The sequence below is a fragment of the Enterobacter sp. 50793107 genome (genome assembly GCF_001463365.1).
GTDB lineage: Bacteria > Pseudomonadota > Gammaproteobacteria > Enterobacterales > Enterobacteriaceae > Enterobacter > Enterobacter cloacae.
On sequence record NZ_LNII01000028.1, the window covers coordinates 1 to 21525 of the forward strand.

General features: G+C 56.3%; 16 protein-coding genes and 1 pseudogene. 8 read left to right on the forward strand and 9 right to left on the reverse strand.

What is annotated here, in order from left to right; all coding sequences use genetic code 11:
* Positions 1-257: 257 nt before the first annotated feature.
* Entirely contained in the window at positions 258-2498 is a 2241-nt protein-coding gene (locus APU11_RS04685; RefSeq protein ID WP_058651790.1) for an EAL domain-containing protein, read from the forward strand.
* 4 nt (positions 2499-2502) lie between these two features.
* On the opposite strand, the gene ppx is transcribed toward APU11_RS04685, so the two are convergent.
* The 4 genes from ppx to purM form a co-directional block, all read right to left on the reverse strand.
* Positions 2503-4041 (reverse strand): exopolyphosphatase, encoded by a 1539-nt coding sequence (ppx, locus tag APU11_RS04690; RefSeq protein WP_020689986.1) that lies wholly within the window; start codon positions 4039-4041, stop codon positions 2503-2505.
* Positions 4042-4044: 3 nt separating this feature from the next.
* A complete protein-coding gene (gene ppk1 / locus APU11_RS04695; protein ID WP_013098243.1) occupies positions 4045-6105 on the reverse strand; it encodes a polyphosphate kinase 1 in 2061 nt (686 codons plus the stop codon).
* A gap of 206 nt (positions 6106-6311) precedes the next feature.
* Complete coding sequence (purN, locus tag APU11_RS04700; RefSeq protein WP_020689985.1) at positions 6312-6953, reverse strand: phosphoribosylglycinamide formyltransferase; 642 nt, start codon at positions 6951-6953, stop codon at positions 6312-6314.
* Entirely contained in the window at positions 6950-7987 is a 1038-nt protein-coding gene (purM, locus tag APU11_RS04705) for a phosphoribosylformylglycinamidine cyclo-ligase (protein ID WP_013098241.1), read from the reverse strand. The genes purN and purM overlap by 4 nt, the downstream gene beginning before the upstream one ends.
* Positions 7988-8234: 247 nt before the next feature.
* Between purM and bglK the strand changes: the two genes are divergently transcribed.
* From bglK to APU11_RS04730, 5 genes are all read left to right on the forward strand, one after another.
* Positions 8235-9128 (forward strand): beta-glucoside kinase BglK, encoded by an 894-nt coding sequence (gene bglK, locus APU11_RS04710; RefSeq protein WP_058651789.1) that lies wholly within the window; start codon positions 8235-8237, stop codon positions 9126-9128.
* 10 nt (positions 9129-9138) lie between these two features.
* Positions 9139-10569, forward strand: coding sequence for a 6-phospho-beta-glucosidase (locus tag APU11_RS04715; protein ID WP_045901253.1), 1431 nt, complete (start codon positions 9139-9141; stop codon positions 10567-10569).
* A gap of 227 nt (positions 10570-10796) precedes the next feature.
* Positions 10797-11423 carry a uracil phosphoribosyltransferase gene (upp, locus tag APU11_RS04720; protein WP_003860560.1) on the forward strand — a complete coding sequence of 209 codons (627 nt, stop codon included), beginning with the start codon at positions 10797-10799 and terminating at the stop codon, positions 11421-11423.
* An 86-nt stretch (positions 11424-11509) separates the two neighbouring features.
* Positions 11510-12799, forward strand: a complete 1290-nt coding sequence (uraA, locus tag APU11_RS04725; RefSeq protein ID WP_013098238.1) for a uracil permease — start codon at positions 11510-11512, stop codon at positions 12797-12799.
* A 95-nt stretch (positions 12800-12894) separates the two neighbouring features.
* Positions 12895-13596: a DnaA inactivator Hda gene (locus APU11_RS04730; RefSeq protein WP_211944493.1), complete on the forward strand. Its 702-nt coding sequence runs from the start codon at positions 12895-12897 to the stop codon at positions 13594-13596.
* Between the two features lie 76 nt (positions 13597-13672).
* On the opposite strand, the pseudogene APU11_RS04735 reads toward APU11_RS04730, so the two are convergent.
* The 3 genes and pseudogenes from APU11_RS04735 to celB form a co-directional block, all read right to left on the reverse strand.
* Positions 13673-15083: pseudogene (locus APU11_RS04735) on the reverse strand (leucyl aminopeptidase family protein).
* 2 nt (positions 15084-15085) lie between these two features.
* Complete coding sequence (locus tag APU11_RS04740; protein WP_013098235.1) at positions 15086-16039, reverse strand: N(4)-(beta-N-acetylglucosaminyl)-L-asparaginase; 954 nt, start codon at positions 16037-16039, stop codon at positions 15086-15088.
* Between the two features lie 3 nt (positions 16040-16042).
* Entirely contained in the window at positions 16043-17362 is a 1320-nt protein-coding gene (gene celB / locus APU11_RS04745) for a PTS cellobiose transporter subunit IIC (RefSeq protein ID WP_023620393.1), read from the reverse strand.
* A gap of 147 nt (positions 17363-17509) precedes the next feature.
* Here celB and APU11_RS04750 point away from each other — a divergent pair, with 147 nt between their 5' ends.
* Positions 17510-18334: a hypothetical protein gene (locus APU11_RS04750; protein ID WP_058651787.1), complete on the forward strand. Its 825-nt coding sequence runs from the start codon at positions 17510-17512 to the stop codon at positions 18332-18334.
* Here APU11_RS04750 and arsC read toward each other — a convergent pair.
* On the reverse strand, positions 18331-18687 hold the full coding sequence (arsC, locus tag APU11_RS04755; RefSeq protein WP_013098232.1) for an arsenate reductase (glutaredoxin): 357 nt from the start codon (positions 18685-18687) through the stop codon (positions 18331-18333). The two genes, APU11_RS04750 and arsC, sit on opposite strands and share 4 nt — an antisense overlap.
* Before the next feature lie 13 nt (positions 18688-18700).
* A complete protein-coding gene (bepA, locus tag APU11_RS04760; protein WP_013098231.1) occupies positions 18701-20164 on the reverse strand; it encodes a beta-barrel assembly-enhancing protease in 1464 nt (487 codons plus the stop codon).
* A gap of 221 nt (positions 20165-20385) precedes the next feature.
* Between bepA and APU11_RS04765 the strand changes: the two genes are divergently transcribed.
* A complete protein-coding gene (locus APU11_RS04765; RefSeq protein ID WP_058651786.1) occupies positions 20386-21450 on the forward strand; it encodes an AI-2E family transporter in 1065 nt (354 codons plus the stop codon).
* Positions 21451-21525: the final 75 nt, after the last annotated feature.

Below are 21525 nucleotides of genomic sequence, written 5' to 3' on the forward strand. Positions count from 1 at the left end.
CATATACATTAACCGATGTTATTAAAAATAATAATTGCATTTACGATATTGATAACACGAAGAAAATTAACCGGAAAAAAACAGAAGAAAGGAAATTTTGAATTAAATAGTTTGATTTAAGTCAACGGATTCCTCGCAGTGGTATTTAAAATCCCTCCTCCATACTGCTTGCCCCGGGTGTTAGCGGGCAGCACGTACGTCAGGTCGGATGCCTGTCTTCATTTTCCCTCAGGAGAAAGGGGTTTAACCGGGCATCTATGAACACTATTGCTTTCCTGAAACAGAATAAAGACCGCTGGTGGGCGCTGCCGCTTATTTTACCGGTGGTGTTGCTGCCCGTGCTGAGCGCGGCCAATACCCTGACGCAACTGGGCGACGGCATAGTGGCACTCTATTATCTGCCGCTCTTTTTCCTGCTCACCTTAATGCTGTTTTTCGGCGTTGGGGCTATTCCCGGAATAGTGCTGTCGCTGTTTATTCGCTATTACCCGCAAGTTGGGCTGTTTGAAACCGTTGCCGGGATCTTCCATTTTATTATTCCCTTAGTGCTGAGTTGGGGCGGTTATCGCGTCTTTGCCCCCAGACGCAATATGACGGCTTACGGCGATATACGGCTGATGGCGCAGCGCATTTTCTGGCAGGTGTTATGTCCGGCAACGCTGTTTCTGGTGCTGTTTCAGTTTGCGGTTTATCTGGGCGTGTATGAGAGTCGCCAGAGCCTGGCGGGGCTGAACCCGCTTAATATTCACACGCTGATCAACTATCAGGCGCTGCTGGTCAGCGGCTTAACGGGCGTACCGCTGAGTTACCTGATAATCCGGCTGATTCGCCATCCGCGTTATTTCAGGGCATTGATTTCACAGAGCCGCGCGCAGATCGATAAAAAGGTGACGCTCATCGAGTTTCTGGTCTGGTTGATCATACTGGGCGGGCTGCTGCTGTTGCTGCTGATACCAATGAATGAGAACAGCTCTATCTTCACCACTAACTACACGCTGTCGCTCCTGATGCCGGTGATGCTCTGGGGCGCGATGCGCTTTGGTTACAGGCTGGCATTCCTCATCTGGACGCCGATCCTGCTGGTCTCTATTCACTATTATTACCGTTATATCCCTGTGAATCAGGGCTACGACATTCAACTGGCGATCACCTCTTCCAGCTACCTGGTCTTCTCGTTTGTGGTGGTCTATATGTCGATGCTGTCGACCCGCCAGCGTGCCGTGAATAAGCGCTCCCGCAGGCTGGCGCTCCTCGACCCGGTTGTCCATATGCCTAACCTGCGGGCGTTGTTACGCGATCTGGCCCGGAACCCGTGGTCGGCGCTCTGTTTACTGCGTATTCCTGAACTGGAAGTGCTGGGCCGAAATTATGGCGTATTGCTGCGAATTTTATACAAACAGCAGCTGGCACAGTGGGTTAATGACACACTCCAGCCCAATGAAGGGGTGTATCACCTTACCGGGTATGATCTGGCAGTGCGACTCAACGCGGAATCGCACCAGCAGCGAATCGAAACGCTGGATGAGCATATCAAACAGTTCCGTTTTATCTGGGATGGCATGCCGCTACAGCCGCAGGTGGGCATGAGTTACTGCTATGTGCGCTCACCCGTGAACCATCTCTATCTGGTGCTGGGGGAGCTCGGAGTCATTGCCGATCTGTCGCTCTCAACCAACCACCCGGAAAACCTTCAGCAGCGTGGTGCTGTCCATCTGCAGCGCAGCCTGAAGGATAAAATCGCGATGATGAGCCGCCTGCAAAAGGCACTCGACAACAACGAATTCACCCTGCTGGCGCAGCCCGTTCGCGGCCTGCGTGGCGATCGCTATCATGAAGTGCTGCTGCGGATGCCGGATGCGGACGGCGCGTTACTTACTCCCGATCGGTTCCTGCCCGTCGCTCAGGAGTTTGGCCTGTCGTCGCGGGTCGATTTGTGGGTGCTGGAGCGCACGCTGCGTTTCCTGGCCGAACACCGTGACAGGCTGCCCGGCCAGCGCTTTGCCATTAATCTTGCGCCCTCAACCGTTTGTCGGGTGCAGTTCCCGCTGGAGGTGAGCCGTCTGCTGAATAAATACGCCGTGGAGGCGTGGCAGTTGATCTTCGAGGTGACCGAGTGCAGTACCTTCGGCAGCGCGGAGCAGGCGATGCATACCCTCCGGCAGCTACAAAAAATGGGCGTACGCATTGCGATAGATGATTTTGGTACCGGCTATGCAAGCTATGCGCGGCTGAAAAGCGTGGACGCAGACATCCTCAAGATTGACGGCAGCTTTATTCGCAATATCGTCAGCAACAGCCTGGATTACCAGATTGTGGCCTCTATTTGCCATTTAGCGCGAATGAAAAAGATGCTGGTGGTTGCGGAATATGTGGAGACTGAAGAGATACGTAGCGCGGTTAACGCGCTCGGTATCGACTATGTGCAGGGCTATCTGATAGGTCGGCCGGAGGCGCTTGAGTCACTGCTGGAGGCAGAGGCGTCCGTAGCGGACGCCTGAGCCGTTACGCCGCGACGTCGGCGCTCTCTTCTTCGATTTTGAGCATCCAGCCGGTGACCGCTTCCCAGTACTGCTGCTCTTTTTCCAGATCCAGCAGAACCAGCGCATTCTGGCTAAACCAGTCGTGCGGGAAGCTCAGCGTCCAGTGATGGTCATCCGTTTTGAGTTTCAGCGTGGGCGGCGTGGTGGTGGCCTGACGCTGGTTATTCAGCAGCACGCCCAGACGCAGCAATTGAATCATCGGCAGGAACTGCTTTTTCTTGAACAGCGTGAAGCGCGGCAGATCGTCGAGCTTAATGGCTTTGCGATGATAGCGCACCAGCGTCGCCATCATGGTTTGCTGCTCCTGGTTGAAGCCCGGCAAATCGCTGTTTTGCAGAATGTAGGCGGAATGACGGTGCATGCCGCTGTGGTTGATGTTCAGGCCCACTTCGTGCAGCATCGCGGCCCATTTCAGCAGGGCGGCAAGCTGCGGATGGGCAAGCTTCGGATTCTGCTCCTGCCACTGATCGTACATCTGTACGGTCGTTTCCAGCACCCGCTTCGCCTGTTCGCGGTCGATGTTGTACTGGTTTGCCAGGCTTTGCGCGGTGCGGCTGCGAATATCCTGATGGCGGAAGCGGCCTTCCATCTCATACAGCACGCCTTCACGCAGCGCGCCGTCAGAGAGACGCAGCTCCTTAATGGCCAGCGCATCGAATACGCCGCACAGGATAGCCAGCCCCGGTACAAACACCGCTTTACGCTCGTCGGAAAGACCCGGCAGGCTTAACGCGTCGAAACTTTTATGTTTCAGCACCTCTTCGGTCAGCAACGTCAGGCGTTCGGGGGTGATAAAACCGTCTTTTTCACCCATCGCCAGCAGCACTTCATGGGCCGCTTTGATGGTGCCCGAGGCCCCCAGCGCGACGTTCCAGCCCTGGATACGGTACTGCCAGGCCAGATTTTCCAGCTTCTGAACGGCGGCCATGCGCGCCCGCTGGAAGTTTTCCCGCGAAATCGCACCGCCCGGGAAATACATCTGCGCAAAGCTGACGCAGCCCATACGGCGGCTTTCCACCAGACGCGGTTCAAAGTCTTCACCAATGACCAGCTCTGTGGAGCCGCCGCCGATATCAATCACCAGCTTGCGGCCTTTTTCCGGCTGCGTGTGCTCAACGCCCATAAAAATCAGACGCGCCTCTTCGTTACCGGAGATGATCTCAATGGGGTAGGGGATCACTTTTTCCGCACGCTTGAGGAATTCAGGGGCATTCAGCGCCTGGCGCAGGGTATGCGTTCCCACAATGCAGACACTGGAGGGTGAGAAGCCCTGCAGGCGTTCGGCAAACAGCGACAGGCAGTTCAGGCCGCGCTCCATCGCCTCTTCGCTGAGCATGCTGCGTTCATCAAGACCATCTGCCAGGTGTACGCGCTGCTTCAGACGACCGATGATCTGCAGCGCGCCATCCACCTCACGGGCGATGACCATGTGGAAACTGTTAGAACCAAGGTCGACCGCGGCGAATTCCTGTGGTCGTGGGGTCTTATCATTTATCGGCATAGGTTAATCGGGTTGCTCGAGTGATTTGATATAGTCGTAAATCGCCAGTTGCGACCGCACTTTGCGGCGGTTGCCGCGCGGTACATAGCGGTTACTGAGTTCTTTGTCGATATAGCGCGCTTTCACCGTGTCGCTAAACAGAATCTCGATAATGTCGAGAATACGCTGTTTCAGGCGCGGATCCAGCAGCGGCGCTGCGACTTCAATTCGATAATCAATATTGCGCGTCATCCAGTCTGCCGAAGAGAGATAGACCTGTTTATCTCCCGCATTATCGAAAATATAGACCCGATCGTGCTCCAGGTAGCGGTCGACAATGCTGATGACGCGAATATTATCGCTGATGCCTTCCAGTTCCGGGATGAGGGAGCACATGCCGCGGATCAGCAGGTTAACCGGAACGCCGGAGCTGGACGCCGCATAGAGTCTGTCCACGAGACCTTTGTCGACCAGATTGTTGAGCTTCAGCGTGATGCCGGACGACAAGCCTTTCTGGGCGTTGGCAATTTCTTTGTCGATCATATCGTACAGCAGGCGGCGCGAGTTCTGCGGTGACACCAGCAGATAATCGAAGCTCACCGGGCGGTACGGGTTCTCAATAAAGTTGAACACCCGGCGCACCTCGTTGGTGATGCGCGCGTCGGCGGTCAGCAGCGAGTAGTCGGTATAAATTCGTGCGGTTTTCTCGTTAAAGTTCCCGGTACCGATGTGGGCATAGCGCACCACGTCGTCACCCTCTTTACGGGAAATAAGGAACAGCTTGGCGTGAATTTTCAGCCCCGGGGCGGAGAAGATAACGTGCACACCCGCTTCCGTCAGACGGCGCGCCCAGTGGATATTGGCCTCTTCGTCGAAACGTGCCTGCAGCTCAACCACCACGGTCACTTTTTTGCCGTTGTGCGCGGCGTGGATCATCGCGTCGATGATGCGGGAGTCTTTCGCCACGCGGTAAATATTGATTTTGATTGCCAGCACGCTCGGGTCAAAGGAGGCCTGACGCAGCAGCTCCAGCACGTGTTCAAACGTGTGATACGGATAGTAGAGCAGGACGTCGCGTTCACGGATGGCATCGAAACCGTTACGGAACTTATCGAACCAGAGATGACGCAGGCGCGGCAGCGGTTTATTCACCAGATTGGCTTTGCCGACGTTCGGGAAGCCAATAAAGTCTTTAAAGTTATGGTAACGACCGCCCGGTACGATGGAGTCATAGCGCGAGATAGTCAGCTTGTCGCGCAGCATTTCCACCATCGCGTCTGGCATATCACGCTGATAGACAAAGCGCACCGGTTCGGCCGTCAGACGCTGCTTGAGGCTGGAGGACATCAGCTCCATCAGGCTGGCTTCCATCTCGTGCACCAGGTCATATTCGGCGTCACGGGTCATCTTCATCGAGTAGGCGTTTAACGCGTCGTAATCGAAGAAGCCTTTGAAGATATCGTCCAGACAGTAGCGCAGGATGTTATCCAGCAGGATCATCGGTTTGCGTCTGCGCGGGGTTTCCGGCGGCAGGTTCACAAAACGTGGCACCTTGTCGGACGGGATCTCCAGCAGCGCGTAACGGATGGATTCACCGCGAATAATTTCCACCGCCAGGTAGGTGTAGTCATCTTTCAGGAACTGCACCAGATCGGTTTCGCGGTTGATCAGAATAGGGGTGATGTGCTGGCGCAGATACTGTTTAAAGTAGTGGCGCAGCCAGTTTTGTTGGTTAACGGAGAGCTGACGTTCGTTGATCAGGAAGATTTGATTGCGCGCCATCTCCAGCAGCAACTCGTTATAGAGGCCGTCAAATTCCTGATCGGCTTTCAACACGCGGGACTGAATTTTGCCTAACAGATGGCGAGAGTGAGAGTTTAAGCCCTGCTCTTCGCTGATGATGATCCGCCGTTTCAGCTCGGCAAAGCGAACCTTGTAGAACTCATCAAGGTTGTTGGAATAAATGCCCAAAAAACGCATGCGCTCAATAAGCGGGTTGCTTTTGTCCGCCGCTTCCTGGAGTACGCGTTCGTTGAATGCTAACCAGCTTAGCTCTTTCTCGATATATAACTTTTCCTGACCCATTACAGCTCACACTCCAGTTCAATCACAGGACGTGGTAAATCCGTCTCGTCCTTATTATGGCGAGCATTTCCACGATATGTCCAACAGTGCCAGAAAAGTATGACAGTTATTTTTTTGTTGGAGATTTTAGAAGGTTGGAGAAGGGAATATCGGGTAATGCGCTTTGTTGGTCGGGTACGCGCTGCTGCGCCACCCGACAGAACAGACTACTCTTCGGCCGCGTAACCCTGCGGGGGCAGTTTCACGCCATCCAGCCAGGCAGCACCGTCGCGCATCGCCAGACGCCCGTCGACAAACCAGCTGACCACCAGCGGATAAATGGCATGTTCCTGGCTCTGCACCCGTTCGGTGATGTCGTCTTCGGTGTCGCCGTCAAAGACCGGGACTTTCGCCTGCAGGATCACTGGTCCGCCGTCCAGCTCATCGGTCACGAAATGCACCGAGGTCCCGTGCTCTTCATCGCCGTTTTCCAGCACCTGACGATGGGTGTGCAGGCCGGGATATTTCGGCAGAAGCGAAGGGTGGATATTCAGCAGACGCCCGGCGTAGTGCCCGACAAACGCCGGGCTCAGGATGCGCATATACCCCGCCAGCACCACAACGTCCGGCGCGTAGGCATCAATCTCCTGAACCAGTTCGCGGTCAAACGCTTCACGGCCGGCGAACTGACTGGCCTCCAGCGCGTGCGCGGGAATGTTTGCTTCCCGGGCGCGCTCAAGGCCGAACGCGTCGGCCTTGTTGCTGAATACTGCCCGAATGGTGCCATTGATTTTCTTCTGTTTGCAGGCGTCAATGATGGCCTGCAAATTGCTTCCGTTGCCGGAAATGAGCACCACGATGTTTTTCATTCAATGACCACACGCTGTTCGGAATCGGAAGCTTTGATAATACCGATTTTCCACGCGTTTTCACCTTTGTCCGTCAGCAGCTTAACGGCTTTATCCGCTTCGCTCGCTGGCAGGGCGATCACCATACCTACGCCACAGTTAAAGGTGCGGTACATTTCGTGTGAACTCACGTTGCCCGCGGTTTGCAGCCAGTTAAAGACCGCTGGCCACTGCCAGGACGATTCGTCGATTACCGCCTGGGTGTTGTCCGGCAGTACGCGCGGAATGTTTTCCCAGAAGCCGCCACCGGTCAGGTGGGCAATGGCGTGAACGTCAACGTTCTCAATCAGCTCCAGCACGTTTTTCACGTAGATGCGGGTCGGTGCCAGCAGATGGTCAGCCAGAGGTTTACCTTCAAGTTCGGTGGTTTGTGGGTCGCAACCGCTTACTTCGAGGATTTTACGCACCAGCGAGTAGCCGTTAGAGTGCGGGCCGCTGGAGGCCAGCGCAATCAGCACATCACCATCAGCCACTTTACTGCCGTCGATAATTTCTGATTTTTCTACCACACCCACGCAGAAGCCTGCGACGTCATAATCTTCGCCGTGATACATGCCAGGCATTTCTGCGGTTTCACCGCCAACCAGCGCGCAGCCAGACTGCAGACAGCCTTCGGCAATACCGTTGATCACGCTGGCTGCGGTATCCACATCCAGTTTGCCTGTCGCGTAGTAGTCGAGGAAGAACAGCGGCTCAGCGCCTTGTACCACCAGGTCGTTTACACACATCGCGACCAGATCGATACCGATCGTGTCGTGACGTTTTAAATCCATTGCCAGGCGCAGTTTTGTGCCTACACCGTCAGTACCCGAGACCAGAACAGGTTCACGATATTTTTGCGGCAGCGCGCACAGTGCGCCGAAGCCACCCAGACCACCCATCACTTCCGGGCGGCGGGTTTTTTTCACCACACCTTTGATTCGGTCAACCAGCGCATTACCTGCGTCAATATCAACACCGGCATCTTTGTAGCTGAGAGAAGTTTTGTTGGTCACGGCTCAAGTCCCCACGCGATTGCATAGCTAGTAAGAAAAATCGGCGCAATTCTAACAGTCCAGGCAAACGTTTGCGAGCCTATTCTCGGCGCGAGGATCTTTTTTTCTGCTCCACCCCCGGTGGCGCGCAAACTTGACTCCGTTCACGAAAATGAAACCGGTTTCGGCGATCTGCTTGCATGCGGTTTAGGGAATGAACATCATGAAATGAAACCGGTTTCAGTTTCATTTAGGAGGAATGAAGGCCATGAACATCGCCGCATTTGATATCGGTGGCACCGCGTTAAAAACGGGCATTGCGACAGCGCAGGGAGAGCTACTGCAAACGGATAAGACCGCCATCAGGAACAGCGACGGTGACGCCATTCTTGCGCAGATGCTGAACTGGGTAACGGCCCATCCCGGGCTTAAGGGGATCGCCATCAGCGCGCCGGGGTATGTTAATCCGCATACCGGTTTTATTGAGATGGGCGGGGCCATTCGCCGCTTCGACCAGTTCGAAATGAAAGGCTGGCTTGAGGCGAAAACGGGTTTACCGGTTACCGTCGAGAATGACGCTAACTGCGTGCTGCTGGCGGAGCGCTGGCAGGGCAAGGCGAAGGATATCGATAACTTTCTGGTACTGACCATCGGCACCGGGATCGGCGGGGCGATTTTCTGCAACGGCAGGCTGGTTCACGGGGCGCGTTTTCGCGCCGGAGAGTTCGGCTACATGCTCACGGAAAGGGCAGACTCAAGACGTGTTGCCCGCCACTCCATGAATGAAAACTGTACGTTACGCACGCTTCGCAAGCGCTATGCCGACTTTCACAGTCTGACGCTTGAGAGCGTCACCGGCGAGGCCATTTTTGATGGCTATGACGCAGGCGACACCGTATGCCGCCGCCTGGTGGATGATTTTCTTAACGGCATTGCGACAGGGCTCTACAACCTGGCGAATGTGTTCGACCCGCAGAGCATCTTCATTGGCGGCGGTATCGCGGAGCGGCCCGGGTTTATGGATCTGCTTCGCACCCATCTTGCGTGGTTTGGCATCGCGGATATCGCCGATGTCGTCAGCCACGGCAACCGGGCCGGTCTTGTCGGCGCGGTTTACCACTTCAGACAGCAGTATCCGTCAGCAATCAGCAACATCGAATGAGGGAAAGAGTATGTCAGGATTTAAAGAAGGTTTTCTGTGGGGCGGCGCGGTGGCCGCGCACCAGCTGGAAGGTGGCTGGAAAGAGGGCGGTAAAGGCGTAAGCGTCGCCGATGTTATGACCGCTGGCGCCCACGGCGTGCCGCGTGAAATCACCGACGGCGTGCTGCCAGGAAAAAATTACCCGAACCACGAAGCCATCGATTTTTACCATCGCTATAAAGAAGACATCAAACTCTTTGCGGAGATGGGGTTCAAATGCTTCCGTACCTCCATTGCCTGGACGCGTATTTTCCCGAAAGGGGATGAGCTGGAGCCGAACGAAGCGGGCCTTCAATTCTACGATGACCTGTTCGATGAGTGCCTCAAATACGGCATCGAACCGGTTATCACCCTGTCGCATTTTGAGATGCCGTATCATCTGGTCACCGAGTACGGCGGCTGGCGCAACCGTAAGCTGATCGACTTCTTTGTCCGCTTCGCAAAAGCGGTCTTCCAGCGCTATCAGCATAAGGTGAAGTACTGGATGACCTTTAACGAGATCAACAACCAGGCTAACTTCCACGAAGATTTTGCGCCGTTTACCAACTCCGGACTGAAGTATGCGCCGGGCGAAGACCGTGAGCCGGTGATGTTCCAGGCCGCGCACTATGAGCTGGTGGCCAGCGCGCTGGCGGTAAAAGCCGGGCGCGAGATTAATCCTTCCCTGCAGATCGGCTGCATGATTGCCATGTGCCCCATTTATCCGCTGACCTGTGCGCCTGACGATATCATGATGGCGATGAACGCAATGCATCGTCGCTACTGGTTCACCGACGTTCACGTGCGCGGCAGGTATCCGCAGCATCTGCTTAACTACTTTGCGCGTCGTGGTTTCACGCTGGACATTACCGAAGAAGACAAAGCGGCGCTGATGCAGGGCTGCGTGGATTACATCGGCTTTAGCTATTACATGTCCTTCGCCACCAAAGCGACGGCGGATAACCCGGAACTGGATTACGATGAAAGCAAGAGCCTGGTCTCCAACCCGTACGTGCAGAAATCTGACTGGGGTTGGCAGATTGACCCGGTTGGCCTGCGCTACTCCCTGAACTGGTTCTGGGATCACTACCAGCTGCCGCTGTTCATCGTTGAGAACGGCTTCGGCGCGATTGACGTGCAGGAGAGCGACGGCACGGTGAACGACCAGTACCGCATTGATTATCTCTCGGCGCACATCCGCGAGATGAAAAAAGCGGTGGTGGAAGATGGCGTGGATCTGATGGGCTACACCCCGTGGGGCTGTATCGATCTCGTTTCTGCCGGCACCGGCGAGATGAAGAAACGCTACGGGTTTATCTTTGTTGATAAAGACAACGAAGGGAACGGCACGCTGAACCGCAGCAAGAAAAAGTCGTTTGACTGGTATAAGCAGGTGATTGCGAGCAACGGCGACAACCTGTAATTGTCGGGTGGCGCTTACGCTTACCCGACCTACACTACACGTAGGCCCGCGTAAGCGCAGCGCCATCGGGCAGAACCCCGCACCCAAGCCGGAGTCTCGCCTCCGGTTTTTTTGTCTCTAAATCACTTTGCTTGATATACGTCAAGCAAGATGGGTATGGCCTAATCCGAAAAAAGCGGTATAATCCCGCGATTTTTTTGCGGACGCCACCTCAGAGGAGAAAGAGAATGAAGATTGTGGAAGTGAAACACCCACTCGTTAAACACAAGTTGGGCCTGATGCGTGAGCATGACATCAGCACGAAGCGTTTTCGCGAACTGGCATCTGAAGTCGGCAGCCTGCTGACCTACGAAGCGACCTCTGACCTCGAAACGGAAAAAGTGACCATCGAAGGCTGGAACGGCCCGGTGCAGGTTGAGCAGATCAAAGGTAAGAAAATTACCGTGGTGCCAATCCTGCGTGCTGGTCTTGGCATGATGGAAGGCGTGCTGGAGCACGTACCGAGCGCGCGTATCAGCGTGGTGGGGATCTACCGTAATGAAGAAACCCTGGAGCCGGTTCCGTACTTCCAGAAGCTGGTGTCTAACATCGACGAGCGTATGGCGCTGGTGGTTGACCCGATGCTGGCGACCGGCGGCTCAATGATTGCCACCATCGACCTGCTGAAAAAAGCAGGCTGCAGCAGCATCAAAGTGCTGGTGCTGGTTGCGGCACCGGAAGGGATCGCGGCGCTGGAAAAAGCACACCCGGATGTGGAGCTGTACACCGCGTCTGTCGACCAGGGGCTCAACGAGCACGGGTACATCATCCCGGGGCTGGGCGATGCCGGCGATAAGATCTTTGGTACGAAATAATCGAATAACGATAAATAAGCCGACTTTGAAAGTCGGCTTTTTTTTGAATAAAACACACATAACTAACCATCTCAGAGGAAAACACTATGACGCGCCGTGCTATCGGGGTGAGTGAAAGACCGCCGCTTTTACAGACTATCCCGCTTAGTTTGCAGCACCTGTTCGCTATGTTTGGCGCAACCGTGCTGGTGCCAATCCTGTTTCACATTAACCCGGCTACCGTGCTGTTGTTCAATGGTATCGGGACGCTGCTGTACCTCTTTATCTGTAAAGGCAAAATCCCGGCGTATCTGGGGTCGAGCTTTGCCTTTATCTCGCCGGTGTTGCTGCTGCTGCCCCTGGGGTATGAAGTGGCGCTGGGCGGCTTTATCATGTGCGGTGTGTTGTTCTGCCTGGTCTCTTTCATTGTGAAGAAGGCCGGTACCGGCTGGCTGGATGTGATGTTCCCACCGGCGGCGATGGGGGCCATCGTTGCCGTCATCGGTCTGGAGCTGGCAGGCGTGGCGGCGAATATGGCTGGCCTGCTGCCTGCTGATGGGCAGTCGCCGGACTCCAAAACCATCATCATCTCACTGGTGACGCTGGGCGTGACGGTATTTGGCTCCGTGCTGTTCCGCGGTTTTATGGCGATTATCCCGATCCTGATCGGCGTGCTGGCGGGTTATGCACTCTCCTTCGTGATGGGTGTTGTCGATACCACGCCAATTGCTCAGGCGCACTGGTTTGCCCTGCCAACCTTCTATACGCCACGCTTTGAATGGTTTGCTATCTTCACTATTCTGCCTGCCGCGCTGGTGGTTATTGCTGAACACGTTGGCCACCTTGTGGTGACGGCGAACATCGTTAAACGTGACCTGATCCGCGACCCGGGTCTGCACCGTTCGATGTTTGCAAACGGCTTCTCGACGATCATCTCCGGTTTCTTTGGCTCCACGCCAAACACCACCTACGGTGAGAACATCGGCGTCATGGCGATCACCCGCGTTTACAGCACCTGGGTTATCGGCGGCGCGGCAATCATCGCAATCCTGCTCTCCTGCGTGGGTAAACTGGCGGCAGCGATCCAGATCATCCCGGTTCCGGTGATGGGCGGCGTGTCTTTGCTGCTGTACGGCGTAATTGGCGCATCTGGTATTCGCGTGCTGATTGAGTCCAAAGTGGACTACAGCAAAGCGCAGAACCTGATCCTGACTTCCGTTATCCTGATCATCGGCGTGAGCGGCGCGAAGGTACACATCGGCGCGGCCGAGCTGAAAGGCATGGCGCTGGCGACCATCGTTGGTGTGGGCCTGAGCCTGATTTTCAAGCTGATTTCCGTGATCCGCCCTGAAGAGGTGGTGCTGGACGCCGACGAAAGCGAAAAAGCGTCACACTGATCGTAAAACCGGGTGGACGATCCGCCCGGTTCTCTCCTGGCAGGTTCCGTGCTAAACTCCGTTCCGATTTTATGTAAGATCTGGTTGAGGTACTTCTGAACGGACCGGCACAGCTCTCTCTGCCACTCTATCTCCCTGACGACGAAACTTTCGCGAGTTTCTGGCCGGGTGATAACCCCTCTTTACTGGCTGCACTGCAGAATGTGCTGCGCCAGGATCACAGCGGATACATCTATATCTGGTCACGCGAAGGCGCGGGACGCAGTCACCTGTTGCATGCCGCCTGTGCTGAGCTTTCAGCGCGGGGGGATGCGGTAGGCTATGTACCGCTGGATAAACGTACCTGGTTTGTGCCTGACGTGCTGGAGGGAATGGAACATCTCTCCCTGGTCTGCATCGATAATATCGAATGCGTGGCGGGGGATGAGCCGTGGGAAATGGCGATCTTTAACCTCTATAACCGTATCCTGGAGTCGGGTAAAACCCGGCTGCTGATCACCGGCGATCGTCCGCCGCGCCAGCTGAATCTGGGGCTGCCGGATCTGGCCTCCCGACTCGACTGGGGGCAAATCTACAAACTGCAACCGCTGTCAGATGAAGACAAACTCCAGGCGCTTCAGCTGCGCGCCAGACTGCGCGGATTTGAACTGCCGGAAGACGTAGGGCGCTTCCTGCTCAAGCGTCTGGACAGGGAAATGCGCACGCTGTTTGACACGCTCGATCAGCTCGATCGCGCCTCCATTACCGCCCAGCGCAAGCTCACCATTCCGTTTGTGAAAGATATTCTGAAGCTTTGAGTTTTTTGCCCGGTGGCGCTGCGCTTACCGGGCCTACGGGATCGAGTAGGCCGGGGAAGGCGCAGCCGCCACCCGGCTAGAGGTCTCCCATCAGGTGCTCAACCAGCAGCGGAATCGGCCTCCCTGAGGCCACGCTTCTGCCACCCTCACGCCACAACGCCGTACCGCTGCGCCCACGGGATTGTCGGCGGGCAGAAGTGATGCAGCAGCCACGCCGCCGAGGCACTGATCGCCGCATTGTTGGGCGGTGTATTGCACAGATCGGCGATGGCGCTGTCGGTCTGCTTTTTCAGCCGCGCATCCAGCGGCAGGGACCACACTTCATCTCCGCTCTGTTTTCCTGCCTGCGTCAGCGCCTGGCGCAGTGGCTCGTCCTGGGTCATCAACCCGCTCAGCTCATATCCCAGCGCTTTGACCACCGCACCCGTCAGCGTTGCCATATCGATAATGTAGCGCGCCTGCGGATGGCGCTGGCTGGCCCAGGCGATAGCGTCTGCCAGCACCAGTCGGCCTTCGGCATCGGTATTGTTGATTTCAACCGTGGTGCCGTTGCAGGCTCTGGCTACCGTGCCAGGCTGCATGGCGTCCGGGCCGATGGCGTTTTCTGCCAGCGCCAGCACGCCCATGAGGCGCACGGGGAGCGCCAGCTCTGCAACGGTCAGCATCAGCCCCAGCACGTTCGCTGTCCCGCACATGTCATATTTCATGGTGTACATGCCCGCGCCATCCTTGAGCCACAGGCCGCCGGTATCGAAGGTAATGCCTTTACCAACATAGCAGCGCACCGGGCCGTCAGAAACACCGTCATAGTGAATAGCCAGCAGTCGTGGCGGGCAGGAGGCGCCTTTGCCAACGGCGTGAAGCAGCCCCAGACCCTGCTCAACGATCTGCTTTTCATCCAGCACTTCACAGCGCAGGGCAGGGAAGGCCGCGCACAGCGTCTGCGCCTCCTGCACCATAAACTGCGGCGTGCAGCGGTCGGAGGGGATATCGGCCAGACGGCGTGCGGCGACCATTCCACGGCTAATGGCGAGCTGCTGGCGGAAGATAACGTCCAGCCGCGCCTGCTGTTCTGGCAGGCAGAGGGCGGTAACGTGCTCAACGCGCAAAGTGACATCGTCCGCTTTCTTCAGCTGCAGATCGCTAAGCCTGTGCGACTGATTAAAAAGAAAACGCAGGACCTGTTGCAGCACAACGTCGTCAATGTGGGTGACATCCAGGACCACGTCGGTGCTGACGGGCGTGGCCAGCAGCGGACGGAGTGCCGTAAGCAATCCTTCGGTAAGGCTATCCTGCCAGAGAGCATCCGGCACCAGCGTGATGCGCGCAAAAGGCGCACAGCCAAAACGGGTGTCGGCAACGGCATCTTGCCCGCGCATTTCCGCAATCAGTGGCGTGTCCGGTAACAGCGTAGACGAGCTGCGGGCGATGAGGTGGCCGTGTGGCTTTACGTCAGAAAGGGCGGTGATCAGCTGATACGTCATCATCATTACTCCTCAATCGGTGCGCGGATCCGTGCGGCATAGGCCTGCATCCATTCATCATCCACCGCCTGATAGTGCGTTTTTTCCCGCAGGCGTTCGGCGCGAAACACGGTCAGCGGCTGGCGTGCCGTCGCCACCACAAAGGAGAACGTTTTAATGTTGGTGGCGGCGCCAAATTCACCTTTGTTATTCATGCATACCACGGAGAGGTCGCCCGCGCGGCCAAAGCGCGACATCAGCTTGTCTTCCAGCTCGAACACCACGGAATCTGCCGCCTGCTGCGGAGACATCCCCTGCGCCATGCGGCGAACAATTTCGTAGCTGGTGCAGCCTTTCATCAGATCTTCGCCCACGCCCGTGGCGGTGGCGGCACCGGTTTCACTGTCGCAGTAGAAGCCGGAGCCGATGATCGGCGAATCGCCAAGTCGGCCGCGCTTTTTCATAAACAGGCCGCTGGTGGAGGTCGCCACGCTCATGGATCCCTGTTTGTCGAGACCGATAATCCCGACCGTGTCATGGCCATCGTAGGGGCTTAAGCCTTTATCCAGCGTCTCCCGGCAGCGCTTGCGGTAGTGCTGCATGGCCCGGTCGGTGAGCATCGTTTTGTCGGCAAAACCCTGGCTCAATGCCCACTCGCGTGCGCCCTGGCCGACCAGCAGGCTGTTATAGCGCTGGCGGCTTAACGCCTGCGCCACGCGTACCGGGTTGGCGATATCCACCAGATTTCCCACGGCGCCAAACGCCAGCGTGTCGCCGTCCATGTAGGCGGCGTCCAGTTCCACCTCGCCATTTTCGGTTGGTAGCCCGCCGTAGCCGACCGATTTATAGAACGGGAAGTCCTCGACGGCGGCAACGGCATCCACGACCGCGGCAGCCACCGGTTTTCCTGCTGCCAGCGCAGAGGCCGACTCGGTGACGCCTTCAAGCGCCATTCGCCAGGTGGCGATAATTCCCCACATGCTTTACTCCTGTTTTGCAAGGGTGGTGTCGGTTTGCGTCACGGTGGCAATCTCCGCGGCGCGGTATTGTTTATCCACGATACGCATGAATGGCAGATACAGCATGGCGCCAATCAGCAGGTTGATAAGCTGCATGATGCTGCCGCTGAGATGCCCGGTGACGATAAAACCGCTGATAACAGGCGGCAGCGTCCAGGGGATAAATACCCCGGTGGTGACGGCGACCGCACCAATTTTCATTGCTACGTACTGCACGGTGACCAGCACCAGCGGCACCAGATTGAACGGAATGAGCATGATCGGGTTCATGATCACCGGCAGGCCGAACAGAATCGGTTCGTTGATGTTAAACACCGAGGCCCCCGCGCCCAGGCGGGCCACTTCGCGCATGTTTTTACTGCGGGCGAAAATCAGCATCGCAATCACCAGCGACAGCGTGGCCCCAGCGCCGCCCATCCAGATCATGTCAAAAAACTGTTCGGTGATAATGTGCGGTGGGGTAGCGCCGGCCTGAATGGCGGCGATGTTATCGGTCTGGTTCTCCATCCACAGCGGGCGAATAATGCCGTTGATCATCGAACCGGAGTTAATGCCCACTGACCACAGAATGGTGATGCTGAAGACCGTCATCAGCGCGCCAAAATAGGAAGTGCCGTAGTGGCGAACCGGGGTTGCCACCACCTCGTAAATAAACTGGTGGATGGTGTTGTAATGGGTGTTTTCAAAGCCGATACGGATCATCAGTACCAGAATCATCACCAGCAGGGCAGGGATCAGCGCCGCGAACGACTCCTGCACCGCAGGCGGCACGCCATCCGGCATTCTGATAACCAGTTTTTTGCGCTTCAGCCAGCAGAACAGCTCCGTCCAAAGCAGAGAGCCAATCATCGCCACGAATAGCCCTTTACTGCCAATCCACTCTACCGGCATGACGGTGATGCCACCCTGTTCCGCCACTTTGATAAAAGGGGTCAGGATCAGAAAGGCGACCAGCGCCAGAATGCCGCAGGAGATACGGTCTTCGCCATAGTGTTCAGCCAGGCGATAGGCGACCAGGAAGCTGATAAACAGCGACATGGTCGAGAACACCGCGTTGAACGGGATTTCGATAATCGCGCTCCAGCTTTCCCCAAACGCCTGAGACATAAACTGCTGATAGGTTTGATTGGGAAAGGAGGAGATCACCAGCAGGATGGAGCCGACGATGATAAACGGCATGAATGAAACGTAGGCACCGCGAATGGCACCAAGATGACGCTGCTGGGCCGTTTTGGCCGCCAGCGGCATCAGTTTTGCTTCAAGAAATCCCAGAACATTGTTCATTGTGAACTCCGTACAAGATTGAGAGGTGTTGTTTATGTTATCTCTGGGGATTATCAGTGAAGCGCGGCGTGCGAAAGGTGAAATCGGTCACAAAGCAATCGCTGGTGTATTATAAATCTCATAAGATTAGTTCTGGAGTTTGTTGCGATGGAAATCAAACTGCACGCCAATGCGACCACGACGCCGCGCATCCGTCGTTATCTTCAACAGTCGGATAAGAGCGACAGAGAGCTGGCCGTCGAGCTGGGCATTTCGGTCACCACCGTCAGACGCTGGCGCAATCGCGACCAGGTGTCGGATAACCATACGACGCCTAAAGTGATACACAAAGCGATGAGACAAGAGCAGGTTGCGCTGGTGAATGCCCTGCGTGACATCCTGGGCGCGCCGTTGGATGACCTGCTGCTTATGGTCAACGACGTCCTGGGCATCGCTGTTTCCCGCGCCACCCTGAACCGCTATCTCAAACCGGCCGCTGCAAAGCAAAAAGGGGCCCCCTTGCAGGGGAAAAAGGCGCTGAAAGCGGGTATTACGCCCCATACGCTGGAACTGCACCATTTGCCTTTGTCGCTGCATATGGACGACGGCGGGGAGCAGCATCTGCTTTGGGCGCGAGAGCCGGTGAGCGGCTGGTGCTATGCCCGGCTTTATGCGGGACTGTCGCCTCAACGACTGAATACCTGGACGCAGGAGGTGCTGGCGGCGTGTCCGGCTGCTATACAATCTATTGAGACTTTTGGTTTTGAGGCGACGCTGGCTGTTAACGACATTGCGGTTAAGGCACATCAACGTACCTGCAGTGCACTTCAGGTGATGGTGCCCTTACGCGATATTATTCCGCGCGTAAATGTGGAACCGGCGGGGGCGCTATTGATGACCTTGTGCGAGTTTTACAACCGGGGTAAAGCGCAGAAAAAGCTGGGGGAAAGTACGCCGCAGGCCTTTCTGGAAGGGCTGCGGCGCGAGGTTTAAAGAATGTCGAGCACATCTTCCGGCGGACGCCCGATGCGCGCCTTGCCGTTTGCCACCACAATTGGGCGTTCAATGAGCTTCGGATTGTCAACCATCGCCTGCACGAGCTCAGCTTCAGTGAGACGCGGGTCGTCCAGGTTAAGTGACTTATAGAGATCCTCTTTCTGGCGCATCAACTCACGTGCACTGCCCATGCCCAGCATATGAAGGAGCTGGCGGATCGTCTGCGCGTCAGGCGGTGTCTCCAGATACAGCACTACTTCAGGCTCTACGCCGTTGGATTTCAGCAGGCTGAGGGTGTCGCGGCTCTTGGAGCAGCGAGGGTTATGGTAGATTTTTACCGCGTCAGTCATATTTTCTTCCTTTTTACATCTTTTCGTACGGCTTGAAGCGCTGCTGTAGCGCGCGCAGCTGATCGATACGCGCATCGTAACGGGCCTGTTGCAGGCTGCCAAGTTTGACCTGCGAACTGGCGCTGCTGAGCATCGAAATGGCCTGATCCAGACGCCCCACCAGGGCAAACCCTTCGGCACGTGCCGCCAGCTCCTGATCGCGGTTGCCCAGCTGGGCTTCTGCCTGAGCGAGCAGATCCCAGCCGTTTTGATCGTCTTTATTGTCGAAGGTGTAGCGGTTCAGAATGGTGGCCGCTTCACCCGGCTGGCCGCCCTGCAGATAAGCGTTCGCCAGGTTAAGCTGCAGCACCGGGTTGGTCCGCACCTCTTTGGCACCTTTCAGGCGGTTAATCGCATCGGCAGGTCTCTTCTGCCCCAGATCGATATCCGTGGAGAGGTCGAGATACCACGGGTTATTCGGGTCGGCGGCCAGCAACGGTTGCAGCGTTTTTCGCGCTTCGTCGTATTTGCTGGCTTCCATCGCCTGCAGGGCACGACCGTATTGCGCCGCGTTCTTCTCGCGCACGTTGCCTTTTGCCAGGGCATCCAGCAGGTCGCTGGTGAGCTGGTTGCGCCCGGAATTGTACATGCCCAGCGTTCTCACTTTCGCCATGTAGAAATCCTGTGAGGATTGCACCACCACCGGACGCATCTGATTAGCACGGTTACGCGCATCGGACAGACGGCTTTCCGGTAACGGGTGGGTGAGCAGAATTTCGGGTGGACGTGACGAGTAGCGTGCCTGATCGAGCAGTTTTTCCAGGAAGCTGGGCATGGCCTGTGGGTCAAAGCCCGAGCGCTGCAACACCTGGATGCCAATGCGGTCCGCTTCCTGTTCGTTTTGCTGGGTGAAACTGATCATCCCCTGGCGCGTGCCTGCCAGCGTGCCGGTTAATGCGGCCATCCCGGCCTGCGGACTGGCCATCGCCAGCAAAATAGAGCCCAGCGCACCCACCCAGGTCAGGGGCGCGTTGCGTTTCTGGTCTTCCATCGCACGGGCCAGATGGCGCTGGGTCACGTGGGAAATTTCGTGCGCCATGACCGACGCCAGCTGGCTTTCGTTATCGGAATAACGGAATAACGCCGAATGCAGCACCACGTTACCGCCAAAAAAGGCGAAGGCGTTGATTTCGTCGTTATTGATTAAATAGAAGTGGAAGGGGGTTTTTACCGAGTTGGCGTGCGCGACCAGGCGCATCCCCAGACCATTAATGTACTGCACCAGCAATGGGTCATTGATCAGCGGAGCACTGCCGCGCAGCTGGCGAACATAGTAATCACCCATCTGCATCTCCTGACCAATGGAGAGCGTGCTTCCTGCTGTGGTGCCCATGTCCGGCAATGAATCGGACGAATCAGCGAAAGCTGGCAACACCTGACCGACCGTTACGGCGGCAATCAGTGTCGCAACCACTGTTTTTTTCAACTGCCTGAACATAACCACTGTCCTGTATTTTGGATGTGCTAATTTGACCGATGAACCCGCATATCGTTCATCTCCACTGCCCTGCGAGTGTAGCCGTGTTGTGGCATGAAGAAAATCCCATTCATCAGGCTTTTGCGGATTGTGACAGCGATACAAAAAGCGAAAGTCTTTTTTGTGACAGTTAGATACAATTCACCTTCTGACTCCCGTCATTCGATTCAGGGAAGGGTTGTATGCTCGAAATGTTAATGCAGTGGTACCGGCGCCGGTTTAGCGACCCGGAAGCCATTGCTTTGCTGGTTATTCTGGTTGCCGGGTTCGGTATTCTGTTCTTCTTCAGCGGCCTTCTGGCACCACTGCTGGTGGCCATTGTGCTGGCCTATCTGCTGGAGTGGCCAACCGCGCGGCTGGAGAATATCGGCTGCTTCCGACGCTGGGCGACCAGCATCGTGCTGGTGCTGTTTGTTGGCATTCTGCTGTTGATGGCGTTTGTGGTCATGCCCGTCGCCTGGCAGCAGGGGATCAACCTGATCCGCGATATGCCCGGCATGTTAAATAAGCTTTCTGATTTTGCCGCCACGCTGCCGCGTCGTTATCCGGCGCTGATGGACGCGGGGATCATCGATGCGATGGCCGAAAACATGCGCGCCCGCATCATGACCATGGGCGATTCGGTGGTGAAATACTCCCTGGCGTCGCTGGTTGGGCTCCTTACGCTCGCCGTCTACCTGGTGCTGGTGCCGTTGATGGTGTTCTTCCTGGTGAAGGACAAAGACCAGATGCTCAACGCCGTGCGGCGTATTCTGCCGCGTAATCGCGGGCTGGCCGGGCAGGTGTGGGAAGAGATGAATCAGCAGATCACCAACTACATTCGCGGCAAGGTGCTGGAGATGATTGTGGTTGGGGTCGCGACGTGGATTGGCTTCCTGATCTTCGGACTTAACTACTCGCTGCTGCTGGCGGTGCTGGTGGGGCTGTCGGTCCTTATTCCGTATATTGGCGCTTTTGTGGTCACCATTCCGGTTGTTGGGGTCGCGCTGTTCCAGTTTGGCCTGGGCACCGAGTTCTGGAGTTGCTTCGCGGTGTACCTGATTATTCAGGCCCTGGATGGCAACCTGCTGGTGCCAGTGCTGTTCTCAGAAGCAGTGAATCTGCATCCGCTGGTGATTATCTTATCGGTGGTGATTTTCGGCGGGCTGTGGGGATTCTGGGGCGTGTTCTTTGCCATTCCGCTGGCGACGCTGATTAAAGCCGTCGTCCATGCATGGCCGGATGTGCCAGCGGTGGAGGAGAAGTAGTTTTTGTGCGGCCTGATGCCCTTCTCTCACGGGGGAGAGGGGGAAAACACTAAAAACGGCAACCAGGTTGCCGTT